The organism is Pseudomonas sp. M47T1, from assembly GCF_000263855.1.
Classification (GTDB): Bacteria; Pseudomonadota; Gammaproteobacteria; order Pseudomonadales; family Pseudomonadaceae; genus Aquipseudomonas.
On sequence record NZ_AJWX01000011.1, the window covers coordinates 104,401 to 127,425 of the forward strand.

27 protein-coding genes are annotated in these 23,025 nt (G+C 59.9%); 11 read left to right on the top strand and 16 right to left on the bottom strand.

The window, feature by feature from the left end; all coding sequences use genetic code 11:
* Window positions 1-5 precede the first annotated feature (5 nt).
* The gene (locus PMM47T1_RS13645) at window positions 6-281 is read left to right on the top strand and encodes a peptidylprolyl isomerase (protein WP_008369722.1); all 276 of its coding nucleotides are present in this window, start codon (window positions 6-8) and stop codon (window positions 279-281) included.
* Window positions 282-327: 46 nt separating this feature from the next.
* On the opposite strand, the gene PMM47T1_RS13650 is transcribed toward PMM47T1_RS13645, so the two are convergent.
* Both PMM47T1_RS13650 and PMM47T1_RS13655 read right to left on the bottom strand, forming a co-directional pair.
* Window positions 328-1,527 carry an amino acid deaminase gene (locus tag PMM47T1_RS13650; protein WP_008369724.1) on the bottom strand — a complete coding sequence of 400 codons (1,200 nt, stop codon included), beginning with the start codon at window positions 1,525-1,527 and terminating at the stop codon, window positions 328-330.
* 142 nt (window positions 1,528-1,669) lie between these two features.
* Window positions 1,670-2,059: a RidA family protein gene (locus tag PMM47T1_RS13655; protein ID WP_008369726.1), complete on the bottom strand. Its 390-nt coding sequence runs from the start codon at window positions 2,057-2,059 to the stop codon at window positions 1,670-1,672.
* Between the two features lie 208 nt (window positions 2,060-2,267).
* On the opposite strand from PMM47T1_RS13655, the gene PMM47T1_RS13660 reads away from it, so the two are divergent.
* Entirely contained in the window at window positions 2,268-2,675 is a 408-nt protein-coding gene (locus tag PMM47T1_RS13660; RefSeq protein WP_008369729.1) for a hypothetical protein, read from the top strand.
* A gap of 68 nt (window positions 2,676-2,743) precedes the next feature.
* Here PMM47T1_RS13660 and PMM47T1_RS13665 read toward each other — a convergent pair whose 3' ends face one another.
* Window positions 2,744-3,004 carry a DUF1652 domain-containing protein gene (locus PMM47T1_RS13665; RefSeq protein WP_008369730.1) on the bottom strand — a complete coding sequence of 87 codons (261 nt, stop codon included), beginning with the start codon at window positions 3,002-3,004 and terminating at the stop codon, window positions 2,744-2,746.
* A gap of 347 nt (window positions 3,005-3,351) precedes the next feature.
* On the opposite strand from PMM47T1_RS13665, the gene ligD reads away from it, so the two are divergent.
* Both ligD and PMM47T1_RS29790 read left to right on the top strand, forming a co-directional pair.
* Window positions 3,352-4,974: a non-homologous end-joining DNA ligase gene (gene ligD, locus PMM47T1_RS13670; RefSeq protein WP_008369732.1), complete on the top strand. Its 1,623-nt coding sequence runs from the start codon at window positions 3,352-3,354 to the stop codon at window positions 4,972-4,974.
* A gap of 349 nt (window positions 4,975-5,323) precedes the next feature.
* Window positions 5,324-5,461, top strand: a complete 138-nt coding sequence (locus tag PMM47T1_RS29790; RefSeq protein WP_157212998.1) for a hypothetical protein — start codon at window positions 5,324-5,326, stop codon at window positions 5,459-5,461.
* A gap of 6 nt (window positions 5,462-5,467) precedes the next feature.
* On the opposite strand, the gene PMM47T1_RS13675 is transcribed toward PMM47T1_RS29790, so the two are convergent.
* Window positions 5,468-6,091: a LysE family translocator gene (locus PMM47T1_RS13675; RefSeq protein WP_008369734.1), complete on the bottom strand. Its 624-nt coding sequence runs from the start codon at window positions 6,089-6,091 to the stop codon at window positions 5,468-5,470.
* Between the two features lie 55 nt (window positions 6,092-6,146).
* Window positions 6,147-6,326 (bottom strand): hypothetical protein, encoded by a 180-nt coding sequence (locus PMM47T1_RS13680; RefSeq protein ID WP_043301010.1) that lies wholly within the window; start codon window positions 6,324-6,326, stop codon window positions 6,147-6,149.
* A 180-nt stretch (window positions 6,327-6,506) separates the two neighbouring features.
* Here PMM47T1_RS13680 and PMM47T1_RS13685 point away from each other — a divergent pair, with 180 nt between their 5' ends.
* Entirely contained in the window at window positions 6,507-6,755 is a 249-nt protein-coding gene (locus PMM47T1_RS13685) for a hypothetical protein (protein ID WP_008369736.1), read from the top strand.
* Window positions 6,756-6,759: 4 nt separating this feature from the next.
* On the opposite strand, the gene PMM47T1_RS13690 is transcribed toward PMM47T1_RS13685, so the two are convergent.
* Both PMM47T1_RS13690 and PMM47T1_RS13695 read right to left on the bottom strand, forming a co-directional pair.
* Window positions 6,760-6,963 (bottom strand): hypothetical protein, encoded by a 204-nt coding sequence (locus PMM47T1_RS13690; protein WP_157212999.1) that lies wholly within the window; start codon window positions 6,961-6,963, stop codon window positions 6,760-6,762.
* A 93-nt stretch (window positions 6,964-7,056) separates the two neighbouring features.
* Window positions 7,057-7,347: a hypothetical protein gene (locus tag PMM47T1_RS13695; RefSeq protein ID WP_238536616.1), complete on the bottom strand. Its 291-nt coding sequence runs from the start codon at window positions 7,345-7,347 to the stop codon at window positions 7,057-7,059.
* A gap of 98 nt (window positions 7,348-7,445) precedes the next feature.
* Here PMM47T1_RS13695 and PMM47T1_RS13700 point away from each other — a divergent pair, with 98 nt between their 5' ends.
* The 4 genes from PMM47T1_RS13700 (at window position 7,446) to PMM47T1_RS13715 (ending at window position 10,413) form a co-directional block, all read left to right on the top strand.
* Window positions 7,446-8,147, top strand: coding sequence for an SOS response-associated peptidase (locus PMM47T1_RS13700; RefSeq protein ID WP_043301011.1), 702 nt, complete (start codon window positions 7,446-7,448; stop codon window positions 8,145-8,147).
* Window positions 8,148-8,186: 39 nt separating this feature from the next.
* Window positions 8,187-8,522, top strand: coding sequence for a hypothetical protein (locus PMM47T1_RS13705; RefSeq protein WP_008369745.1), 336 nt, complete (start codon window positions 8,187-8,189; stop codon window positions 8,520-8,522).
* Between the two features lie 483 nt (window positions 8,523-9,005).
* Window positions 9,006-9,215, top strand: a complete 210-nt coding sequence (locus tag PMM47T1_RS13710) for a hypothetical protein (protein ID WP_008369748.1) — start codon at window positions 9,006-9,008, stop codon at window positions 9,213-9,215.
* A 175-nt stretch (window positions 9,216-9,390) separates the two neighbouring features.
* Window positions 9,391-10,413, top strand: coding sequence for a hypothetical protein (locus PMM47T1_RS13715; protein WP_008369750.1), 1,023 nt, complete (start codon window positions 9,391-9,393; stop codon window positions 10,411-10,413).
* A 312-nt stretch (window positions 10,414-10,725) separates the two neighbouring features.
* Here PMM47T1_RS13715 and PMM47T1_RS13720 read toward each other — a convergent pair whose 3' ends face one another.
* Together PMM47T1_RS13720 and PMM47T1_RS13725 are read right to left on the bottom strand one after the other, a co-directional pair.
* Window positions 10,726-11,022: a hypothetical protein gene (locus tag PMM47T1_RS13720; protein ID WP_008369752.1), complete on the bottom strand. Its 297-nt coding sequence runs from the start codon at window positions 11,020-11,022 to the stop codon at window positions 10,726-10,728.
* Entirely contained in the window at window positions 11,022-11,243 is a 222-nt protein-coding gene (locus PMM47T1_RS13725) for a hypothetical protein (protein ID WP_008369754.1), read from the bottom strand. The genes PMM47T1_RS13720 and PMM47T1_RS13725 overlap by 1 nt, the downstream gene beginning before the upstream one ends.
* 185 nt (window positions 11,244-11,428) lie before the next feature.
* Here PMM47T1_RS13725 and PMM47T1_RS29795 point away from each other — a divergent pair, with 185 nt between their 5' ends.
* Window positions 11,429-12,265: a toll/interleukin-1 receptor domain-containing protein gene (locus PMM47T1_RS29795; RefSeq protein ID WP_157213000.1), complete on the top strand. Its 837-nt coding sequence runs from the start codon at window positions 11,429-11,431 to the stop codon at window positions 12,263-12,265.
* A gap of 213 nt (window positions 12,266-12,478) precedes the next feature.
* On the opposite strand, the gene PMM47T1_RS28660 is transcribed toward PMM47T1_RS29795, so the two are convergent.
* The 4 genes from PMM47T1_RS28660 to PMM47T1_RS13745 form a co-directional block, all read right to left on the bottom strand.
* The gene (locus PMM47T1_RS28660; protein WP_157213001.1) at window positions 12,479-14,914 is read right to left on the bottom strand and encodes a tail fiber domain-containing protein; all 2,436 of its coding nucleotides are present in this window, start codon (window positions 14,912-14,914) and stop codon (window positions 12,479-12,481) included.
* Window positions 14,915-15,147: 233 nt separating this feature from the next.
* A complete protein-coding gene (locus PMM47T1_RS13735) occupies window positions 15,148-15,660 on the bottom strand; it encodes a hypothetical protein (RefSeq protein ID WP_008369757.1) in 513 nt (170 codons plus the stop codon).
* Window positions 15,661-15,669: 9 nt separating this feature from the next.
* Entirely contained in the window at window positions 15,670-16,053 is a 384-nt protein-coding gene (locus PMM47T1_RS13740) for a hypothetical protein (RefSeq protein ID WP_008369759.1), read from the bottom strand.
* 65 nt (window positions 16,054-16,118) lie between these two features.
* Window positions 16,119-16,733 (bottom strand): hypothetical protein, encoded by a 615-nt coding sequence (locus PMM47T1_RS13745; protein WP_008369762.1) that lies wholly within the window; start codon window positions 16,731-16,733, stop codon window positions 16,119-16,121.
* 171 nt (window positions 16,734-16,904) lie between these two features.
* Between PMM47T1_RS13745 and PMM47T1_RS29085 the strand changes: the two genes are divergently transcribed.
* Complete coding sequence (locus tag PMM47T1_RS29085; RefSeq protein ID WP_081492649.1) at window positions 16,905-17,486, top strand: DNA translocase FtsK; 582 nt, start codon at window positions 16,905-16,907, stop codon at window positions 17,484-17,486.
* Between the two features lie 14 nt (window positions 17,487-17,500).
* On the opposite strand, the gene PMM47T1_RS13755 is transcribed toward PMM47T1_RS29085, so the two are convergent.
* Genes PMM47T1_RS13755 through PMM47T1_RS29800 form a run of 3 tightly spaced genes read right to left on the bottom strand, consistent with a single transcriptional unit; the run spans window position 17,501 to window position 23,013 of the window.
* Window positions 17,501-17,722: a hypothetical protein gene (locus PMM47T1_RS13755; protein WP_008369766.1), complete on the bottom strand. Its 222-nt coding sequence runs from the start codon at window positions 17,720-17,722 to the stop codon at window positions 17,501-17,503.
* Between the two features lie 51 nt (window positions 17,723-17,773).
* Entirely contained in the window at window positions 17,774-21,274 is a 3,501-nt protein-coding gene (locus PMM47T1_RS13760; RefSeq protein ID WP_008369767.1) for a hypothetical protein, read from the bottom strand.
* Entirely contained in the window at window positions 21,274-23,013 is a 1,740-nt protein-coding gene (locus tag PMM47T1_RS29800; RefSeq protein ID WP_157213002.1) for a hypothetical protein, read from the bottom strand. The genes PMM47T1_RS13760 and PMM47T1_RS29800 overlap by 1 nt, the downstream gene beginning before the upstream one ends.
* Window positions 23,014-23,025: the final 12 nt, after the last annotated feature.

Below are 23,025 nucleotides of genomic sequence, written 5' to 3' on the forward strand. Positions count from 1 at the left end.
GCGTCATGAAAGCTCAAGCTCGCCACATTCTGGTGAAAACCGCCGAAGAGGCCGAACAACTCAAGCAGCGCATTGCCAAGGGCGAAGCCTTCGACGTGCTGGCCAAGAAGTTCTCCACCTGCCCTTCAGGCAAACGTGGCGGCGACCTGGGCGAAGTGCGACCCGGCCAGATGGTGGGCGCCATTGACCAGGTTATCTTCAAGAAGCCGTTGCGCACCGTGCATGGCCCAATCAAGAGCAAGTTCGGTTACCACCTGGTGCAGGTGTTCTACCGCGATTGAGTCGTGCCTGTGGCCAACCTGGCAACACGGTCTTGCCGCACAACCATCAGAACTGCGTGGTAAAGGCCTCCACCACGTTGAGCTGCTCATCGACGATGCACCCCACCCGCCACTTGTCGAACGTGAGGCACGGGTGCGAAGTGCCGAAGGCGATGATGTCACCTATGTGCAGCTCCACGCCGGGCGCTACGGTCATGAACGCATGCTGGTCCATGACCTTGGTCACCACGCAGGCCGTCACGTCATCACCCGCAGCGGCCAGCACGCCCGCCTGGTAACGCATCAGCGGCTGCGGCAACCCGGCATCGTAGGCCACGTCACGCTTGCCCAGCGCCACCACCGCATGGCCGGGCTCGGGCAGGGACTGCACATGGGCCCACACCTCCAGCGCCGGGCGCAGCCCTTCACTCAAGTCTTCACGACGGGCCAGCACGCCTTGCTGGGCGTCCTTGTAGATACCGTGGTCGTGGGCCACGTAGCTGCCGGGGCGCAACACCGCGAGAAAACGGCCACGCGCGGCATGGGCGTCAAACGCCTCGGCAATCAGGTCATACCAGGCCGACCCCGACGCAGTGACAATCGGCTTTGCCAACGCAAAGGCCCCGGCATCCTGCAACTGCAACGCCAGGCTCACCAACGAGGCGGCGAAGACGCGGATCTCGCCCACTTCCTGGTCGCCGCGGATCACGCCCTCGTAGCCTTCGATCCCCGTGAGGCGCAGTGCCGGCTGCGCGGCAATCGCGGTGGCCAGCGCCATGACTTCGGCCTCGCTGCGGCAGCCACAGCGGCCACCAACCACCCCGTATTCGATCATGACGTTGAGGTGCTGGCCACGCTGGGCGAAAAACTCGCCCAGCGCGCCAACCTGATCGACGTGATCCACCAGGCAATGGAAATCGAAATCGGGGTTGAGCAGCAGGTCGGCCACCAGGCGCATGTTGGCCACACCCACCAGCTGGTTGGCCATCAGTACCCGGCGTACGCCAGCCAGGTAGGCGGCGTGGGTTTGCACCGCCGTGGCCAGGGTGATGCCCCAGGCGCCCTGCTGCAATTGACGCTCGAAAAGCGCCGGCGCCATGCTGGTCTTGCCATGGGGCGCCAGCACGGCGCCGCTGGCGGTGACGAAGGCCTGCATCCAGCGGATGTTGTGCTCGAGCGCTTCGCGGTGCAGCACCAGCGCCGGCAGGCTGACGTTGGTCAACAGGTTGTCGCCGGGCACGGCGGCGCCCTTCTCTACTGCAAACATGATGGGATCTCCGGGAAGAATGTCGGCCGCAACATCTGGGGGCGTAAACCTTGTGGCAGCTGGCTTGCCAGCGAGCTGTCGAGGCCCGAAAAGCTAGCTGGCAAGCCAGCTCCCGCAAAAGACAGTGCCTGCCACAGGGTGATCAAGACTTGGGCTTATAAGCGATGCAGTCGATTTCCACCTTGCAATCCACCACCATGCTCGATTGCACGCAAGCCCTGGCCGGTGCCAGGTGCGGGGGAAAGTATTCGGCGAAGACCTTGTTGAAGCTCCAGAAGTCGCGGGCATCGTCCAGCCACACCCCGGTGCGCACCACATGCTCAAGCCCATAGCCTGCTTCATTGAGGATGGCCACCAGGTTCTGCAGGGTCTTGCGGGTCTGGGCGACGATGCCGCCGTCGATGATCTCGCCGTTTTCCATGGCCACCTGGCCAGACACATGCAGCCAGCCATCGGCTTCCACCGCGCGGGCGAAGGGCAGTGGCTGGCCACCGGCACCGAAGCCGCCTGTGCCGTAACGGGTAATGGACATGCCGTCCTCCTGGCGTGAATTGACAGAGTTATCGCTGCGCAGTGTGCCAGCCGCACCTGGAAACAGCCAACCCGGCAACGATCACGAAATGTATCGGCGCCTTTGTACCCCTACCACCGTCCCACTACCAAATTCCGCTGCGCAACCGACCGCGACCGCGCTACTATCCACCTCTCCGCTGGATGCACGACTTTTTCAAGGACTAGAAATGCCGCTGACTTTTCGTCGCCTCGCCCTTTTTTGCACCCTTCTGTGCTTCGTCCTGGCCTTGGTCTGGGGGGTGGCTGCCGAACGCCTGCTGACCTTCTGGGACATCCCTCACAGCGAAGCCGCGGCATTGATGGGCAGGCGCATCGCCGCGCTGCTGCTGGGCGTCGGAGTGATGTTCTTCAGCGTCCGCGACTGCCCGCCGTCGCCGGCCCGCGCAGGTGTGGTGCGTGGTTTCATGGTGGGCTGCCTGGCAATGGCCTTTCTGGGCCTTTATGACTGGCTCAGCGGCCACGCCGGCCCCGGCATCCTGATTTCGGTGGTTGCCGAATTTGGCCTGGGCCTGGCATTCATCAGCGTGGGCAATGGCGAGCGGGCCATGCTGCGGCAGATACAGACGTCACGCTGAACGGCTTCAATAAAAAACCGGCAGCCCCGAAAGGCTGCCGGTTTTTTTCAGGGTGCGCGGCGCACGGGTCAAAAGCTGTTGTTGGCCCGGCGTGGCTGCTTGAGGTGCTGATGCTTGAGGTCTTCGCGCAGCCCGGCAATCAGGTTGGAAATCGCCCGGCTGCTGGTCAGTTGCTGCGTGTTGATGCCTGTGACCGTAAGGTCCACCCGGTCTGACGTTCGATCAAACACCCGTACCGTCAGGGAATGATCCTGTGCCTGGGTGCATTGGCAACGCATAGGCAGAAAACTTGATTCAATGATGCTACGCAGTTCAAGGGTGGACAACATGGCAAAAGCTCCATTTCTTATTGATGACATCCGTGATTTTTACAGCGGGCTGAACGCAGCCTAGATGGCTATCTGATGGCGCGCTGAACCACCGGTCTGGTGATGTGGGATCCTGCACACATCGTTGCAGGTTCCGTGCCCTACCCACGCTCAGCCCACTTTGCTAAAAATCAACGACATGGCACGTGATGCCGCGAATGCCATCATGCAGAATGCAGACGCTGCCGTTATTCATCTTGCAAATTGCACCCCTGCCCGGCGTTGAAACTTTGCCCGCCCTGCCATGGTCAGCTGAAATATCGTGTTGCTAATGCAGACGCCGAGCTTCAGCCCCAGGAAACGTCCCCATGGCCAAGTCGTTGAGCGAAGACCGTCGCAGCGCCGCTGCTGACACCCCCTCAGAGCCACTTCCCCTGCCTTCGAGCCTGGCGCCGCAACGAGCCACCCGAGTCGAGCAGCCGCCTGAAGGCGACTGGCTGTACGAGATCAAACACGACGGCTACCGGCTGATGAGCCGCATCAGTGGCGGTGAGGTGCGCCTGTTCAATCGCGAGGGGTTGGACTGGACCGCCGACCTGCCCCGCCAAGCCGCTGCCATTGCGGCCCTGAACCTGAGCGACTGCTGGCTGGACGGCAAACTGGTGCAAGCCAACGCCGACGGCGTCGCCGACTACCTGGCACTGCAAGAGGCGTTTGAGTCGGGCCGCTGCCTGGACCTGCAGTACTATTTGTTTGACCTGCCCTTTCACAACGGCCAGGACCTCAGGGAGCAACCGCTGGAGGCGCGCCGCACGCGCCTGAAAAAGCTGCTGAGCGGTTCACGCCACCCACTGCTGCGTTACTCCGAAAGCTTTACCGCCAATACGCTGGACGTGCTGGAGGGGGTATGCACGCTGAACCATGAGGGAGTAATCGGTAAGCGCCGTGGCAGCCACTACCACGACGGTGAACGCAACCTGGACTGGATCAAGCTGGACTGCCTGAGCGAAGACAGCCCTACCCCGCCGATGACCGAAAGCCAGGCGCGCCACACCGATGACCCGCACCATGACTTCGGCGATGGCCACCGCGAATCGGTAGCTGGCGTTTCCCTCAGCACCCCCGAGCGCATCGTCGACCGCGCCAGCCAGTTCAGCAAGGTGGAGCTGGCGCGTTTCTACCAGCGGCTCGCCGGCTGGTTGCTGCCACAGCTCAAGGAACGCCCGGTGGCCCTGATGCGCGCCCCGCAAGGGGTGGAAGGCGACCTGTTTTTGCAACGCCATACCGAACATTTGACACTGCCGCACATCAACCTGCTGCCGACCGCCCTTGACCCGGGCCACGCCCCGCTGATGCAGATTGACCACTTGCCGGCGCTGATCGAAGCTGTTCAACGCGGCGCGGTGGAGTTTCACGCCTGGGGTGCCAGCCGCGACCGCCTCGACCTGCCCGACCGTCTGGTGCTGGACCTGGACCCCGACCCGGCGCTGCCGTGGCGCACCGTTCAGGACGCCACCCTGCAAACGCTGGCGCTGCTCGACGGCCTGGGCCTGCGCGGCTACGTCAAGACCAGCGGTGGCAAGGGCATGCACCTGATCGTGCCCCTGGCGCGGCATGCCCGCTGGAACCGCGTGCTGGCTTTTGCCAAGGCCATAGCCCACTACCTGATGACACAAATGCCCGAGCGCTTTACCGCCGCCCAGGGCCCGCGGTCCCGCGCCGGCCGCATTTTCGTCGACTACCTGCGCAATCAGCGTGGTGCCAGTACCGTGGCCGCTTATTCAGTCCGCGCTCGCCCGGGCCTGCCCATTTCCACGCCCATCAGCCGTGATGAACTTGAAAGCGTCAGCAGCGCGCAGCACTGGCACGTCGGCAACATTCTCCAACGCCTTGAGCAACAAACCACAGACCCCTGGCACGGCTACAACTACCGGCAGCGCCTGACGGAACGCATGTGGACCCAACTGGGCGTGGAACCGCCTCACGACTGAATCAAAGAGCCACGAGAAAGGTGGATCCTATTATTGCAACCCATGAAAAGGTGTTTCACTAATTGTTAGCTGGCTCATCATTAGCGCGAAGGCTATCGTTACACCGTCGAGACAGGAAGGCTCGACGTTTGCCCTTTGAGTGGTCAATGCCCGGAGATCCCCAACCCCGAGGGCACTGGCCTCTTTTTTTGTTTTCACTGTCAGTGCTTAAAGCTGTCCCGTTTGTGACACACACCTCTAACCGCCTTATCTGCCTCGACGTCGGACCTTCCCCATGTCATGCAAACGGCTGGTTGTTTGCAGGCAGTGCTGGCTGGGCACGGACCTTCGGCAGCCATCTGCGCCAGCAATGGAGCGGCTCGGCAACACCCTCGTTGCACGGACCGCCGAGGTCAGCGTCAACCTCAGCCTGGGCTACAGCCGCAGCCTTGACGCCAACGATCAACAGGCACTTGGCGGCACAGTGGGCGTGCGCGTCAGTGGGTAAGCGGGCTCAGCGGCGAGCGGCCAGCAGCCCGACCCCGGCGCAACCGAGCAGCAGCGCGCTGCCGCGATTAAACATCCGACGCGGCCGCGGCTGGTTGAACCAGCGTTGCAGGTGGCTGCCCAACCAGGCATAGATGGCAATGGCCAGCCACTCGAGCATGAGGAACATCACACCCAGCCACAGGAACTGCTGGCCTACCGACGTGGGCCCGTCGACGTTGACGAATTGCGGCAGGAAGGCAGTAAATATCAAAATTGCCTTCGGATTGCCGGCTGCAACCAAAAACTCCTGCCCCGCCAACCTGAACAAGCCTCCATTGCCCGGCCCAGCGGGTGCCTGACCGTCCACGGGCGCGCGCCACAACTGCACGCCAAGGTAAAACAGGTACAGCGCGCCCACTACCTTGATGATCAGAAACAATTCCGCCGACGCATGCAGCACCACCGCCAGCCCCATGGCCGCCAGGGCAATCATGCCGGCGAACGCCAGCAGCCTGCCGCCCCCTGCAAGGCAAGACGTGCCAAAGCCATAACGGCTGGCATTGTTCAGTGACAGCAGGTTATTGGGGCCGGGCGCCATGTTCAAGGCAAAACAGGCAGGCACGAACAGCAGAAGGGTCGCAAGGTTCATGCGCATGGCTCCAGGCAGGTTGGCCTGGCAGGTTAGCATCGGGCGGGCGCGCGGTTCAACGAGGGTCGTCAGGGCTCATATCGTCATCACCGGTCTCGGTGCGGACCTTGTCGGGGTCCAACTCCGGGTCTTCGTCCAGCGGGGTGGGCGGCAGGTTTTCATCGCCAGGTCGCGCATCAGGCACCGGGTCGGGGGCCAAGGGATTTTTGGAGCGGTCGAGGGGATCGGAGGTCATGGCGCACCTTTGGCTTGGTCAGTGACAGGTTTCATTTTGATCGCTACCGCCCCAAGGAGTTGCGTCGCTGCTACCGTCAGGCTGCGCGCATATCCGAATGAATCCCTGCGCTGCGGTCCGGTCGGACTTTATAAGGACGCCGCGCAATCCCTGCGCGCCCGCACGCCGCCTGAGGTATTCATGAGCAACAAACCACTGGAAAAAGAAGTACTCACCCGCCTGCTGCACGCCCATCCCCAAGGCCTGGGCAAGGAAGTGCTGGACAATTTCACCGGTGAAAAAGCCGTGGCCGGAATGCTCAAGCACCTGCAGGACGAAGGCTACATCCACCATGGCACGGTCAGCATCAACGACCACCTGCCTGCGGTGACGTACCCGGTCAAACTGACCGCCAAAGGTGTCGAGGCGGCGAAGGCGCTCGACGACTAACGGTTCAACTGCAGAAATGCACCGCCAACAGCATCAGCGTCAGGGCCAGCAGCATCTCACCGCAGATCTGCGCGCCCTGGCCCGTAGGCGCACACGGTATGGGCTGAGTATCGCGTTGGCGGACCTGCCAACGCCGTGCTTCCCCCGCCGTCCAGGCCAATACCCCTGCCGCACCAGACGCCACGGCCACCGTCAATAACATTGCCATTCCATCCGCCCCCACGGCTGCGCAAAAAAACTTAGGGCGGCCACAACGGCTTTCGTTCCCTGCCGTTCGGCACTTTTTTGCAGCCATTCGCCGTCACCCTTCGCGGCACCACCAGGACTGCGCGTAGAGCTTGCCGCCCACGTCCTCGATGCCGCTAAGCACAAAGCCGTTGGTGGACATCCAGGACAGGCTCACGTCCATCAGCGCCGGTAACACCTCGGGGCCCAGCGGGTCGGCCGGCCGAATCCGCGCCACATGCGCCAGGCGGCCCAGGCAGGCCATCACCTGGCTGGTAACCTCGACATCGCCCTTGAACGGCGGCGTGCGACGCACTTCATCGCCGGGCAAGGGGGCGCCTTCGCGACGGCGGGGGGTGATCAGCATGTGCATGGTCATACTCGAAATACTGTGTTTATATACAGCATTCTAGCTGCGAACTTTCCTACCCTGCTACGCTTTCCCTACCAACGGAGGATTTGCCGATGTGCGGACGCTTCTCACAGGCGGCACGAATGGATCAGTACCTGCTGGAACTGGACTTCATCACCCGCGCCCTGCCCGGTTCGCCGCCGCAGACAGCGCGCTACAACGTCGCCCCCACCACCCGCGTACCGGTGCTGCGCCAGGATGAGCAGGGCCTGCGCATCGACGCCATCCGCTGGGGCTGGGCCCCCAGCTGGGCCATGGACAAGCGCCCAGCGCCCATCAACGCCCGGGTGGAAACCGTGGCCACCAGCCGTTTCTTCAAAGGCATCTGGCCCTCAGGGCGCGTGCTGGTGCCGGCAGACGGCTGGTATGAATGGGTCAAGGATGCCCAGCAGCCCAAACTGAAGCAGCCCTGGTTCATACGGCTAAACACTGGCGCGCCGCTGTTCTTTGCAGCCTTGGCCCAGGTATCGCAGGCCAACGACGGCTTCGTGATCGTCACCGACGCCAGCGACCAGGGCATGCTCGAGATCCACGATCGCCGCCCGGTGGTGTTGGCCCCCGACGCTGCCCGCGCCTGGCTCGATCCACACCTGGAGGCCGCCCAGGCTGAAGCCATGGCCCGCCACGAAAGCCGTCCGGTAACGGACTTCCAGTGGTACCGCGTGGGCCGCGAAGTGGGCAATGTACGCAACGAGGGCGCCGGCCTGATCATGCCGTTGAGCACACCCGACTCGGCAGAGGGCCCTTTAGTGTGAGAAAATTGATCGGATTTTCAAATGCTTGGAGAAAACGGTTTGGTTACACACTACTCATCGAACGGCAGCGATATCGCTTGCGGTCGCAACACCCCCAACGTCGTCAGCTGCACGAACCCTGAGGACGTTTCCTGCAAATCCTGCCTAAAGTCCCTGGGCAAGGCCGATGCAGGTGCACCTGCTGCCCAGAAGAACACTACCCCTTCGCTGGCGCAAATCCGCAAACAGCGGATGCAGGCCCAAGCCGTTGCCAAGGCCGCACCGGCCGCGCAGGCCGGGTTCTGCTTCCAGGCCAACTGGCGTGAGCGCCTGACCGGCCTGCCGAACCGCTGCCGCCTGCCGCGTGGCGCCTCGGGCGTTCAGCAGTTCGTCTGACGGCTGCGCGGGTTGTCGCTGCCACCAGGCGGCGGCGACCGTTTTGCAGGCGATCTGGCGCTGCACGAGCGGCGCAGCTATGAGACAATACCCTCAATATCCGGTTTGACCCCCGCATACACCTCCCCCGCAGCTCGACCTCACGGCCCGATGCTGCTGTCGACGTTTGCGCCCCAAGTTATTGATAGGTAAGCCCTTTGATCTCCACAGCTAACATCACCATGCAGTCCTAAATGGGCGGTGGTGTTCGCTGATGATCAGTATTTCCGGGGCCTAAATGCTCATCAGCGATCAAATACGATCGACCAAAAGCACCGATTGGTATCAAAAACGGTATCACCTCGCGATTGACGGGCTCATGCCGATCCTGCATATCAGCACCTATTTCCCCGCTTCAAACATTTCCTTACGGCGTCCTGCCGACTGTAAAAACACCTCCACGAAAAGCAGTGCTACCCTCCGATTTACACCGGAGGGAATTCGATGACCGCAATTGAGATGCTGCAGAAACTGATGGTCGCTCAGGTCAAATCCAACCTGGCGCTTGGGGCTGCTATCGAAGAACTGGCGATCTGGGCCGAGCAGAATGGCGGCGGCGATGCAGCAGCCAAGGCCCGCGACGCACTTGATGGCCTGGATGCGGCTACTGAAGTAATCGGCTACGCGCTTGAAGAGATCGCCAAGGAGGGCTGAAGTGCGGACTAGACGGTGTACTTCATATGCGCTAAATGGGGCGGCTAAGGGGGGAAATCCTTGCTTGAGCGTCATCGTCCCGCTAGACAAACGGTAGTGGCAGTCGCCAGAAAATCCTTGATCCATAATGCCACCATAACCATACTCCCGCGACTTACCGCAAGGAGCGAAATTGGTGACGATTAATATTGCGATAGCGACGCGAGATGTGATCATTCTCGGCTGCGATAGCCTCTCGAGCGTCGTTGAGACAGCTGCATTCCCTCTCAGAAACGGAATAGGTTTCGCTAGGGATGCCGATGGAAATGAGCTTTTGGACTCAGAGGGACGTCGACTCGTCCCGGTCGAAGACCTCCGCAGCGTGGTTACCAACGTTTACGGTGGCGTGAACAAAATGTTCCCCTTGTTTGAACATCAAGGTTTTGCGGTAGCGGCCGTTACAGCAGGTAAGGCCACCCTGAGCGGTCTGACGATTGCGGAGATTGGTAAGCGGTTCTGCGAACACAACGGGACTGCGGGTACCATTTTTGAGTCGACAGAGCAGGTTGCTCAGTCATTTTATGCCCACGTACGTTCTGCTTGGGAGACGGAAGTCGATTTCCAAGGTACCGACCCAAGCTTGCGTAATCTGCTCCCCCCACTACAGTTCATCGTAGCGGGCAACTGCTCACATGACGCTTATGGTCGAGTCTTCAAGATCGATATTCCAGCAGAGGCAGTCACCGATGTATTTCCTGTCGGCGACCACTGCGGTGCTACTTGGGCTGGGCAGGCAGATTTTGTGGAACGAATTTTGCTCGGAGTCGATCACGGCGTCAAAAACTCGGTGCAAAGCCAATTTGAGCAGTCTGTTCAAGAGGCACGCAACAAAGCACTGGTGACGATGGTTGAATCTTTGACAGCAAGCGGGGTCCAGATACCCGAGGGTCTGGCGGTAGATTTCATGGACACGCCTAGGGCACCGCTTTGGGATGGCGCACAAACAGACGTCCAATTCCAAGACCTCTCTACGCAGTACGCAATCGATTTCGTAGAGCTGCTCGTAAATACACAATCTGGAATGCAGCGCTTCGGCCGTGGCATTCCTACAGTTGGCGGTAGAACCCATATTGGGGTGCTGCGCCGCGGTGAGGGCTTCAAGATGCTTAATGAGCCTGAGCTCACTCACAACCACACAGGGTACGCACATGATCTATGACAATCTGATGAACGTCGGCAGCCTTCCAAGTCATGCAGGAGCACCTACCGCCCCGCAGGATCACGAGCGAAGCGGAAAGATCATGTCTCAATCCTCCTCTCGACGGGAGGACCGCCCGGTGGCTGCAGAGCGAGTGGTGGCTAGAGCTGTCATTCGAAATGGTGAAGTTACACTGCAGGCATCTTTAGCCTAATCAGTGAAGAAAAAGCCCGGCACCTGCCGGGCTTTTTCTTTTCTAGCATTCCCCCATCCGTGTCGACACCATGCCCCCCCTTACGTCCGTTCGCGACCAAACAACGTTTCGGAAAGAGATTACGTCTCCCTGCACCACCACGACTGGGCGTACATCACGCCGTCGACCTCCTCCACGCCGCTGAGCACGAAACCGTTGGTCGACATCCAGGTCATGGTCGCGTCGTACAGCAGCGGCAAGGGTGACGCACACATGGGGTCGACCGGTCGCATTTGAGCGATGTTCGCCTCCCTGCCCAGGCATGGGGCCTTGTCCAGCCTGACCTCGATATCGCCCTTGATCGCCTCCGCGCTACGCACGGCCGCCTGATCCAGGCCAACGCCTAGGTGCCTGCGGCGCGTCACAAGCACGTACATCAGCCAATGTCCCGCAGGCGCAGCGCGACTCGGAGAGAATCCCGCTCGCGCACCAGCTCATCGGCCATCGCCACCAGCCTGGCGATTCGCTGCCGGGCCGCGAGCAGTTCCCGGCGCCCCTCGTTCAATTCAGCCTCCAGCAGCCTGCACTGGTGCTGGTACATCTCCAGTGGCGTGGGCGAGCCAAAGGAGAAGGCTTCGTCGTCGATGAGGTCGTTCATTTCCAGCGCTCGAAATACTGTATATACAAACAGTATCCGAGAGCTGCTTTGGCCGGTCAATGTTGGTTGGCGCGCAATAATTTATTGCGATGCGCAATTCGTCGTGAAAAATTTCTGAGACATCGCATTTTTTTCAAGGCTTAGGCTATATTCCTTCCTCCTTTGGCTAGTAAATGGAACTTTTTATGGACAAGCCTCTATGGGTGACTTACGCGTGGGCAGACAACACGGAGAATGACTTCGATTATTTAATCCAAGAAATAGAAGCACATGGAATCCCCACAAAATACGATAAAATAGCAATAGTTCCCGGCCAACACATCTGGAGCCAGATTGACAAACACATTGACGCTTCGATAATTTCAGGATGGGCTTATTTAATCACACCAGCCAGCTTAGCAAGTAAAGCTTGCCAAGAAGAGTTAGCCTATGCGCTCCAAGAAGCATTAAGCAAAGAAGGCTCCAACCTTCCAATAATTGGTTTACTACATAATGTTTCGGTTTCGGACCTCCCAAAATCATTGTCAACCCGACTATTGGTAAGTCTTAATGACCCAAACTGGAAGGAGGCAATTAAATCAGGCATTAATCAAGTGCCTCCTCCTCGCTCAGCGAGCCAGCAAGCACCTTACGTCTTCAAGGTCCATGAAAATTACTGTGGCGTAATTGGTAGGAACGCCATAGAGTTTCGCCCCAGGTTTGGGGAGCTAAGTTACTGGCGAGTTGGAGCCACCAAAGAAGGAAAGTTTTTATCATATGGGCAAGGTCCTTCTAATGGCGGAGCGCATAGCCTCACTAAACTCACCGCTATAGAGAGCAGCATTAAAATCCTCGATGATGACTACTCTTATTTTGGCCAAGAGGGTCCATTAACCCCATCCAGATCTGCCTACATAGTTTTCGATGGCGAGCTACCAAACTTTGTATTTTTTGGTGTTGCTAGCGCACCATATAGTGCAGACTTGCATAACTATATGTTTTTCTCAAAAACTGGCAAACCACCTCGTGGATTCCCAAGCTAAATTCGAACACCCAGTCCGCATCATTTTTCAAGTTTGCGCTGGCCACCCGTCTGTCACGGTAGCGCTGACCTGAGCATCCAGCAGATCGGCGGTGTAGGTACCGGCAGACACCGCTTCTATCAGAACGGCCTCTCGGGCGTAGCATGCCTGCACGAAGTGGAAGGCATGCTCGCCATTCAGTCTGCTCGGCCGTCTACAGGCTAAGCGTTCCGGTCAAGACGTAACGGGCGCGGCTTCGAGCGCAGCCAATCGCGCATCGAAACCGCGCGCCATGAACACCAGCAATTCGTCAGGCCGAAACGAGTACTTATCCCCGGCCTCTTTAGCTGCCACGATTATTGTTCCATCCTCATCCAGCACTTCGTCAACAGCCTCCCAAGTGTCGTGGCAAATGAAACCGTAGTCGAGCGGTTCCAAGCCGTTGGCAGTCATGATTTCCATGGCACGCTGCACAGTCATGCCGGCGTGTAGGCGAGCGTCGTCACCCTTGGCGGCAACCGCTGCCAGGAATTTATACGTGCCGATCTCCGCTGACAGCGCCTTCGCAGCGGCTAATTCGGAGTCGGTTAGCGCCGCCACTGCCGTTTTGTCGCGGGCGTCGGAGGTGCTGATAGTACCAGTGCCAGCGTAGACCACCGACCAACGGAGACTGGAACTGCCCAGGGACTGTGAGTTGTCTGCGCCAGGAGTCACTACACCTGCGTTATTGATAGAGAGCCTAGGGGTAAAAGCCCCCGATGCTCCGTCTGCTTTCAGGCTCACGTTGAACGCCCCGCCACGAGCTGTCGCTGTTGAGCCGTCTGTTGCGAAGTAGAACAACCCTACCCTGGTCTCTGTAGCCCCAGCAGTGCTAGGCCCACCCGAAGCAGTTACGGTACCAGCCACAACCCCAGCGCCATCGGCCGCAGGGGTCGCCATTGCCAAGTTCCCCCGGGCGGTGGTGCCCGTCAATGATAGCGTCACCTGCCCGCCGGCGGCTGTCAGCGCGGGTACGCCGGCTGTGGCGTTACTGGTGCTGGCGAGTAATTGCGACGCTGTTCCTAGAGTCAGATCAAGGCCGGTGGCGCGCTGATACCACAAGCATTTCCAGTTCCCGCTGCCCAGGCTCTCAAACTCGGCCGTGTCGCCCGCGGCCGTCGTGATACTGGCGGCCGTCGGCAGGATCAGCGCGGTGGCGCTGTAAGTCAGGGTCAGGACGCCTGCAAAAACAACGACCCGGCGCGCACCGGCGGCGATGGTGTCGAACGCAGTGATCGTGGTGGTACCGCTGATGTTGATCGTGTTCGCTGCGGCAGCGCCGATAGCCACTGTTGCGGCTGAGGCCAGAGTGACGGCCGTGGCCAAGTTCAAGGCGCCGGTCATCTTGCCGCCGGCCAGAGGCAGCTTGGTGGCGTCCGCGGCGGGTGCGACAGGCGCACCGCTGGCCCGTTGGTAGTTCGAGCACACCCAATACCCGCTGCCCTGAGAAACGAACTCGCCACAATCCCCGTACGCCACCGCGATGTCGGCGCCTCCCGGCAGAACCAAAGCGCTGTTGTTGGTCAGCGTGCAGGATTGCTGGAAGTAAAGGCGGCGCACTGCTCCCGATACCACCGAACCCAGGCTACCGTACGCCCCGGTGCCGTTGACAAGAACGGTGTTTGAAGTCGAGGTGGCTAGGTCGATAGTGGTGCCAGAGCCGGTAACGTAAGCCAGCGCGGCCTCGTTAATGGGGCCCGTCATCCGCCCGCCCGCCAACGGCAGTTTGGTGCTGTCGGACCCACCTACCAGCGGGGTGCCGTCCGCGCGGCTGTACCACAGGCAGCGCCAGTTGGTTCCGTCCATGCACTCGAACTCGGCGAAGTCGCCGGCTGCCGTGGTGATGTTTGCGCCACCGGGCAGGATCAGCTTGGTCGCGTCGTGTGTCAGAGTCAGCGCAGTGACGAACCGCAGAACACGGCGTGCGCCGCCGACGCCCATGGTGTCGAAGGCGCTGATGGCGGCATTGCCACCGATCACCACGTTGCTCGAAGCAGCAGCACCAACGGCGCAAGTTGCCGCAGACGCAATGCTCACTTCGGCCGCGTCGTTGATCGCTGTAGTTACAGTCCCGCCGGGCCAGTAAGGTACCAAGGGCGTACCGTCGTTGCGGGTGTACCGTGTGCACTTCCAGCCGCCGGCCGCCGTCGAAACGAAGTCGGCACTGTCGCCGCTCTGCGCCGTTATGTTGGCTGAGCCTGGGAGCACTAGGTAGGTGGCGTCGTGGACCAAGGTCTGGGCCGTCAGCAGCAACGTCCGGCGCAAACCTGCAGACGCGGGTGTGCCGAGTCTGGTGATGGTCGCGACGCCGCCCAGAGAAATAGTGTTGCCCGCTGCCGCCCCAATGTCGGTCGTCGCAGCAGCTGTCATGGAGACCGTCGGCGCCTCGTTTACGGCGCCGGTCATGGTGGTGCTGCCGTCCAATTTCAGAACGCCAGATACAGACCCAGCTACCAGCGCTGTGCCGTCGTACCGACTGTATGAGACCATTTTGGCTTCGTTGCTAGAACCAGTTTTTTGAAATACTGCTACGTCACCCGGTTGGGTTACTACATCAGCACCAGAAAGGCACAGAATGTGGTAACCGTTTGCGTCGTTGTGGGTTAGCGTCAGGCTTCCGGAAAACGTCACTGTCCACTCAGTACCCGCTGGAACGCTTCCGGCGCCTAGGTAGAAACCAGTGATCGTCGTTGTCCCAGTGACCGTCACGGTGTTGCTGTTCGCTGCGTACAGCGATGGGAATGCCTCACTAGCAACGGCTACCGGTGCCGGGCCGTATAGCGCGCCTGGCAGCAGCAATGCATCCCCCGAGGCCATCTGCCGGGATTTGCCCGTGTCGCGGACCAGCGGGAGACGGTTCGCCATTACAGCACCACGTAGTCGTAGTCTTCAGTATCCAGCTCAGTCGCGCTGTACGCCACGCCCAGTTTCTGGTCGAGGGTGCCGGCGGTCGCGGCGGTGGCGTCGAGCGCAGTCACGACGCCGCCCGCGGTGCCCAGGTAGTAATCGGTCCCTGGGGTCAGGCCGGTCAGCGCGGTGTTGATCCCGTCCAGCGGGTACACCGTGGCGTTGGCTGCCGAGGCAACGGCGGTCAGCACGAACCCATGGGCAGGGCGAGAGTTGCTGTTGTCCGCCAGGCGGACGTTGATCGTCCCACCGTTCGAGTACTTGTTCACGAACGCACCGGCCGACAGCGCCTCGCTGGCCACGATCGACTGGGTGGTGGTACCGCTACCCGAGTTGTACATCGAGCTGTCCAGCTTGCCGTCCGAACCCAGGGCCGGGATCTTCCCGGCCGAAGCTGCTCCCGCCGAGGTGATCACGGGAGTGTACTGCTGAGTCTTGCCAGCTACCCGCTGGAGGACTTTGTCTACCATTTGAATCTCCTACGCCAGCAGGACTGGCTCTTCGAGGTGGATGTTGAGGCGGGTTGGGCTTGAAGCGGTGCCGACGACAAGCTCATAGCCTGAGGTGGGCGGTGTTTGTGTGAGGGTGCCGTTAGGACCGGCAAAGACCAGGCCTTCCGTCCAAGAACAGCCAGAGTCGTCGATGAAACCTTCCGTCTGGATGGCCAGGTCAGCGCCCAAGGCCGCTCCGTTAAGCGAAATACCGACGACCTGGAAGATGGTTTCAGCGGCTGGATCGACGAGGTATGCCAGCGCCTGGCTTTCGTAAACAAGTCGCAGAGCGCTCGTGTCCGCAGCGGCCTGGCGGGTCACCGTGGGGGTAGACTCGCCGGGCACGCCTTGGGCGCCACGCTGGCCAGCCATGATTGTGAAGGGGCCGCCTTGGCGGCACTGGCCCTGCCCTGCTCCACGGATTACAAAGGCGGAATTCACTGGGTCACCTCGGGGGTGACGCGCACGGCGCTGACGCCAGTGACAGGATAGATGTCGCCGGCAGCCGTCTTCAGTTCCAGGTCATATACAACGGTCTTCCAGTCGATTTCTGAGGTAACGGCCGGGTCGAGCTTGGCGACGATGGCGGACAGATCGGCATCCAGGGTGAGTGTCCCGTCACGATCTGCGGTGCTATCGGAGTCCAAGGTCAGCAACACAGTCCCGCCGATGCGGTCGCGAACCTGCATGCGAGCCGAATGGCCTGCCAGGTCGTATGGCGCATTGAAAACGACGAATCCGCCAGAGGTGTAGGCTCGCCAACCATCGGCACTGAGGCGGTTGAGCTCGATGGTGTTGGAGTCGATCACCGTGGCAATCTGGAAGCCGGCGCAGTCGTCCGGGTCAGAGTTCAGCTCGAATGGCTGCTTGACGCCCTCAATGCGTAGGGGCCAGCCATCAGGGATGCCGTGCCCCACCACAGTGAGGCGGACCGGTGTTGCGCTGGGCATTGCCGAAATCGCCTTGTACACCAAGGCCTCATCGGCGTAGCGATACGCGAACTCAAAGGTCTTGCCCTTGGTGATGGTGATGTCGATGACGGGCGCGCCCATGGAAATCTCCTGCGATTTCCGGCGAGCGTATGTGACTGGATCTGGTCTGCAACCCGCGTTAGAAGCTCGTCATTGGAGCGCCGACCGCATAAACTCATGCCAAACGCATAGGCCGAACATCGGAATGTATACCAGAGAGGCGGTTGCCACGCCTTTAACAAGGAGGTCCAGATGTCTTGGTGGAAAAAGCTATTGGGACTGGAAGAGTTGCCGCCACTTCAACTACCTGAGTTATCGGCGAACGAAGATGAGCTATATCGATTGGCGGCAGAGTTCGTTGTCTCCTCAGGTAGTTGCAGCCTGACAGCACTACAACGCCATCTGAAAATTGGATACAACAGAACAGCTGCTTTAATTGAAGCACTTGAGGATGACTGCGTCGTTTCGCAAATGTCCTCTGGATCTCGACGAGTACTCACGGTAGCTGAGCGCCAAGAGTGCCGAATGCGCCCCACAAAGGCTGAGATTCTTCTTCAAAAAAAGAACGAAGAAACCGCCCTGCGTCTTTCTTACCTGCTTGAGAAGTACAACGACGATACCGTCGTAAAAAACATCATGAAAAGCTTGATTTGGGAGGGGATGACCGCTGCTCAGCTATTCGACTCAGTGGGTGAACCGGCGGCGATCGACCAAAAATACCTTAAGCAAGTATCACGGGAGATATGGAAATACGATAGCCAAGGCACTAATCGCTATCGCCTGCGGGTTACGCTCGAAAATGGATTTGTTGTCGGCTGGGATAAAAAATCGTAATTATGGCTGCGGGATCACCGCTCGGCCCGGGCAAATCCCTCAATCACCCAAACGAGGGCTGCGGCTAGGGCGTAAACCGCGACAGGCGGAACGGCAACGATAGTGGCAATCATTGAAGCCGACTGATTCAGGCCCCAGAGGAACAGGCTGCTGGCAATCACCCAGATGATTGATGCAACAATCCAGAGCCGGCGAAACCCAGTCTTTCGGGCGAATCTGATTTTTACGTGCTGCATGCCGCCCTCCGGGTCCCTGGCTAGTGGATCCCAGTATAACGAGAACACAATTCAATCGCTCGCCGACTTTTCGGTGAGATAGTTGAGCGGGCCGACAGTGGCAACGCGAGACTTTGCTGTATCCCCCAGAGCGGCAGCCCATCTCTTGTAGGCGAATGTTCGCATTAGACGCTTCTCCTGCGCCGAGACCGCCGCATTGGCGTTGCCGCCTGAGCGAGCATAGGTGTTGAGGGCGTCCCGGAATCGCTGGCTCGACAGCAGATTGCCGGCCGCCTCTGCGATGGGCGTCTTCTGCTTGTTCAAGGTCGACACCAGTACACCGACCGTACCAGTGCCAGGAATGCCCAGGCTACTCGTCACCCCTTCCGCTGCGGCTGCTTTCTTCCCCACGTCCCACAACTTGCCCAACATCCCACCATCGTTGGCGAAGTTATCGAGCAGCGCGTTGATCCGCCCAGTGGTGATGCGCTCTTTCGAAGCGTCACGCATCCCTTTCGCAACTGTGTAAATATCATCCAGGCGTGTAGCGGCATCCGCCGGCAAGTACTTCAACAGGCGGTCTTTGGCTGCCTGATTCCGCCCCAGGCTGGCATACCAATCCACAAAGCCTGGCGCGCTCAATTGTTTTTCGGCTCGACTGCCAGATGTGAACGCATCATTCAGCGAGGTCAGTACGGCCCGCTGCCGCTGAGCATCGGGAATTTTCTGTATAGCACTGTCGAACCCCTTAAAATCCCCGGTCGCAAGCTGCCTTACTGCGGGTCCCAGCTTCGCCGTGATCGCTCCATCAAGATCCTTACCGATCAGATCCGAAAAGCTGCGACTCATCAGCGCGCGCTTCTCGTCTGCCTGGACCGCAGACAAGAATGTCCCCTGCAGTCCATGATTTGCAGCAATTTTCCCTTGATCAGTGAGCAGGGCACTGTGTAGTCCCTGCAAAGCGCTTTGCTGATCCTCCGGCAGATTTCCCGATCTCAATTTTGCAGCGAGCTCCGACCGCAGCTTGTCCAGCGTGCCATAACTTGGCGCGCGTACAAACGGATCGACCACATCTCCAGATGCAAGGCCTTGGAGGGTTTTTCCGCTGGTGGCCAGCACGGAAAGCCGGTCCATGGCGTCCTGGGGTATCACCTGGGCAATACGTGCCATCGCCTCTGGGTTGGAGTTGATCTTGTCGAACCAACCAGTGAATGCCGGAACATTGAGCCCATTCCCTTTTCCGCCGCTCAACACATCGCCAAGGGCTGTCGAGACGGCTTGCTGTTGCATCTGGGGAGGTATGCGGCTCAAAACCTGGTCATAGGCTTGAAAATCACCATCAGCCAGCTTTCTCACCGCCGAGCTAACAGTGTTCGCAATCGCGCCGGTCTGATCCTTGCCGATTGCCGCCGTAACTCCCTCCTCAAGACCTTTTCTTTGCGCAACCAAAGACTTCGCCGTGTTGTAACTTTGGAGAACATCAGGGCTTACGGATCCCAGATAAGCCTCCTGATCCTTGCTCAGGGAGCCATACAGAGCGTCCAAGTCACGGCTGTCCATATCGGCAAACGGTCCGCTTTTTTTGTAACCTTGCCCGATTTGCTTTCGCAGAAGATCAAGGGCTGCGTAGTTCGGGTTGATTACCCGGTTTTCTACCTGCCCTGGGAAAAGCGAGCCCTTTGGCACTGTTATTGTTTTCGGGGCCAATATGCTCAAGGCCCGACGTTGATCTCTATTTAAAAGCTGAGACTCGCCGAGTTGAGCTTGTCGCCCCTGGATGTAGGCAATCGTTTTTGATGCCGGTACTTGGGATGTTCCCGGAATAGCCTTGTTGACCTGATCATAGAGGCCGTTCGATTGATCCTCGAGGTCTTTGACTGCCCCAAGCGCTTGGCGCTTGTACTGGTCGGAAAACGCAGCTTTGTCGTAGCTGCCGCCAAGATCAGTAATAACCTGGTCTGCCTCAGCGGATAGGTTTCGTGCCGGCGCCGCATATCGGTCGGGGAGCTTCAGTCCAGCCACAGGAACAAGCGGCTTTCCGCTGTCAGGGTCGGCAGTAAGTATTTTGTGCGCACGTCTCAGCGCAGGATCAAGCATGGAAGTGTCGCCGTTTATTCCGCTCAGCTGGTTGTTTAGGTACGCGAGTGAGTTATCTGTGCTGGCTGCTGTATCGCGAGGAATGGTCCGGGCTACCTGGCCATGCAGCGCCTCCGAGGAACTCCCCAGATCATCTAAAGTAGTGCGAGCTACGCCCTTGAATTCGTCAGATAGCGCCCCCTTATCAAGAGTGCCGCCGTACTGGGTGATCAGGTCGTCTGCTTTTTGAGCCAGCGAGGTATACGCCTGCCTCTGCTGTGCGTTCAGCTGACTACCAGGTATTGAGGCCAGACCCTGCTCAATTTCCCTGTAAGGCTGGCTGGAGGAGTACTGCGAGGGGATGAGCTGATCATCAATACCCAGGCGCTGCGCAGCTGCCAAAATATTCGGATCTGGCGCGGCCTCGGCCGACAACTGATCTATCGTGGGCAGTTGCCGCCGCTTACCAGCCTGCGAGGCGTCAACCACAGCATTAGCTGCGGTATCTGCAGTTGGCACGGGAAGCGGTGGAGCATCCGGGAATTGCGACAGAAGACGCTGCGCGGCCGCATCCGGGGCTTCACCACCTGCAAGTGCCGCATCAAAGTCCGAGCGAAGCTGCGAGGCCTGGGTCTGCCGCCCAGCAATGGCGCTGCGAGCGGCATCCCCAAGCGCACCAATGCCACGAGCAACTGCCTCGCCTCCAGCGCCAGCCACACCGGCCAAAGCAACATCCGCTGGGTCGAAGTCGCCACCTGCGGCCGCCTGAGCAAGCTGTGCGCCAGCTTCAGTCGCGGCGGAAGCGCCAGCTGCGGCAGCTGCGCCTTTCAGCAAGCCTCCCCCAACCAGGCCAGCAGCTCTCCCCGCAGGAGTGAACAGCGCTGCGGTGCCGGCTGCCTGCAAAGCATCGATGCCGGAGGCGCCGGGCTTGTTAACAACAGCTCGGGCGCCAGTTTTGTTATTGGCGACGATGTAGTTGCCCTTCTCGTCCGTCTCAACCCCAATATCAGGCGAAGCGGCCTGCAGAATTTTGGCTGCTTCTGCTGGGTCGTAGGTGGTCAGCAGCGTGGCGCTGATCTGTGCTGCTTTCTCTGGAGAAACCCCTGCCCCGGCAAGAATCCCAGAATTCTGAAGCTCTGGAAGCTCATTGGTGGCACGCGTCTGTCTGTCCGCCCCCGTAAAGAAGTTACCTATGCGGCTCAGGAGGCCAGGCGACTCCTTCACCGCGGCAGATTGACTCGGGGCTGCGGCCGGCACCCCAGCCGATGGCTGCTTAGCGACCGGTGCCGGCGTGATAATTGGGTCGCTATCCCAAGGATTGGCTGCCGGAGGCGCCTGCACCGAGGCCTGCGGCGAGGAATTAATCGGCTGCGCAGCAATGCCACCAATAGGCTGTGCATAGGCCACAGGCGGCAGTGGCGCGGTCGCTTGGTTCTGATCCTGCTCAGGAGATACAGGTGCGGGGTTGATGATCGGGTCGTTATCCCAGGATGCCATTATGGTTTTCTCCGGTGATTGCCCTGAGGATCAAGGTATTCCGCGCCAGGTGGGAGCGCTGCATAGGCGGCCTCAGATGAAACCTGCGCTGGACCGGAGCTTGCTTGTGTCGCACCAGCCGCTGGAGCGGCACCGTTGGCAGCAGCGCGCGCCCGAGCTGCCGCGAAAGAAGACCGGATATCTAAAAGGGACTTTCTGAAGGCCTCTGGGCTCATTTTTGTCGACAGAGCACCAACCGAATCCGACAGCTTTTTGCCCTCCGCATCAGAAAGGGCGCCCTGCCCTTTCAAGAGCGCCACCTGGGGAAGGAAAGTCTGCGCCTTGAGCGTGTCGAGACGAGACTCAAAGTCAGCTGACTTTGATCCGGGCCTTGTAGGAATCAACGATTGAAGCCCAACCGCAGAAGAAAGCCCTGGATCCTCATCAAGACGAGGCCCGTTGGGGTTGTTTGGATCAACCTTCGTTCCCAGCAGTGAGTCCACTGACCCAAGCGCCTGATCGATCGTGGCAACCTGCCCTGCTTGAGCTTTCTGCCGATCCTGTGCGGCCTGTGCTTGCTGCTGCTTGGCGGTGTCGAGCTTCATCTGGGTAAGCTGCGCCGCTGGCGACGTGCCACTGGCATCCGCCCGTGTTTTGTTCGCTTCGGCATTCGTTTGATCAATTTTGGCCTGGGTCAGCTGCCGAGACAGGGCTTTCTCTCCGGTCGGATCGACAGCCTGCTGGTACGCCGCCCGATCAGCTGCAGACGCGCCAGGCGCAAGCGCTGCTGCTTGCAGGTTTTCCAATCGGCTCGCCTGGCGCTGTTGTTGCTGAGCCCCCTGGCGCTGCACAGAGTCGTCATAAACACCCTGAGCCATCTGGACATTCTGAAGGCTGTTCGCGCGCATTTGATCCAGAGATGCGTCGGTCTGGCGATCCTGCAGCGAAAGCGGCCGGCTGCTGTCGTGAATCACGTTGAAGCTGTTGTTGCGCGCATTTTCTGCCAGCGCAGTGTTTAGGCGATCTTCGTTCGCCCACTGCTGTCGCATGTCATGCAGTTGCTGATAGCCGGCCATGGCCCTGGCGGCATCACCTGGCGCGCCGACGCTGAAATTACCGCCCGAGCCAAAGCCATTCAGTGTTGGCTGGCCGGCAGCTTGTTGTTGGGCGCTCTGGCTGTTGGTGAACTCTGGCACGCCATCAGCGCCCACACGCCCCACGATCTGGCCACCCTGGCGATCCGCCCCGATTCCGGTTGGCTGGTACCCGTTAAGGGTCGGCGCGGCGCTGGCTTGCGAGGCTGGTTGGGTTGCCGGTGTAGCCGGGGTTGTCGGAGCCGTATAGTTTGATGGAGACGGTGGCAGGCTGACCAATGGCTGAGCAAGGGCCGCAGCGTTGGATTGCGCATCAAACAAGGATGGCGACTGCCCAGGTTGCTGAGGCTGCCCGGGAAACGATGGCGTGGCCGGTTGAGTCAAGTTTGGTTGCGTGAGCGTACTGGGAGGCGTCTGCGCAGATGCGCCCACCTGGCTCAACGATGCAGGAGCAGGCGAAACTGGCGCGGCCGCAGTCGAAGCTGATGCCGGTTGCGGAGCGGCACCAACCTGGCTCAGAGAAGCAGGTTGCCCGGCAAGCTGCTGGCTTGCTCGAGCCACGGGGCCATTTGTTTGGTACTGGGCCGGCAGATTCGTTTGATCGAACGACGTCTGCCGGGTCTTGTAAGTAGCCGGCAGGTCGCCGTCGATATCGCCAATTGCCATTTTGAGGAGGCT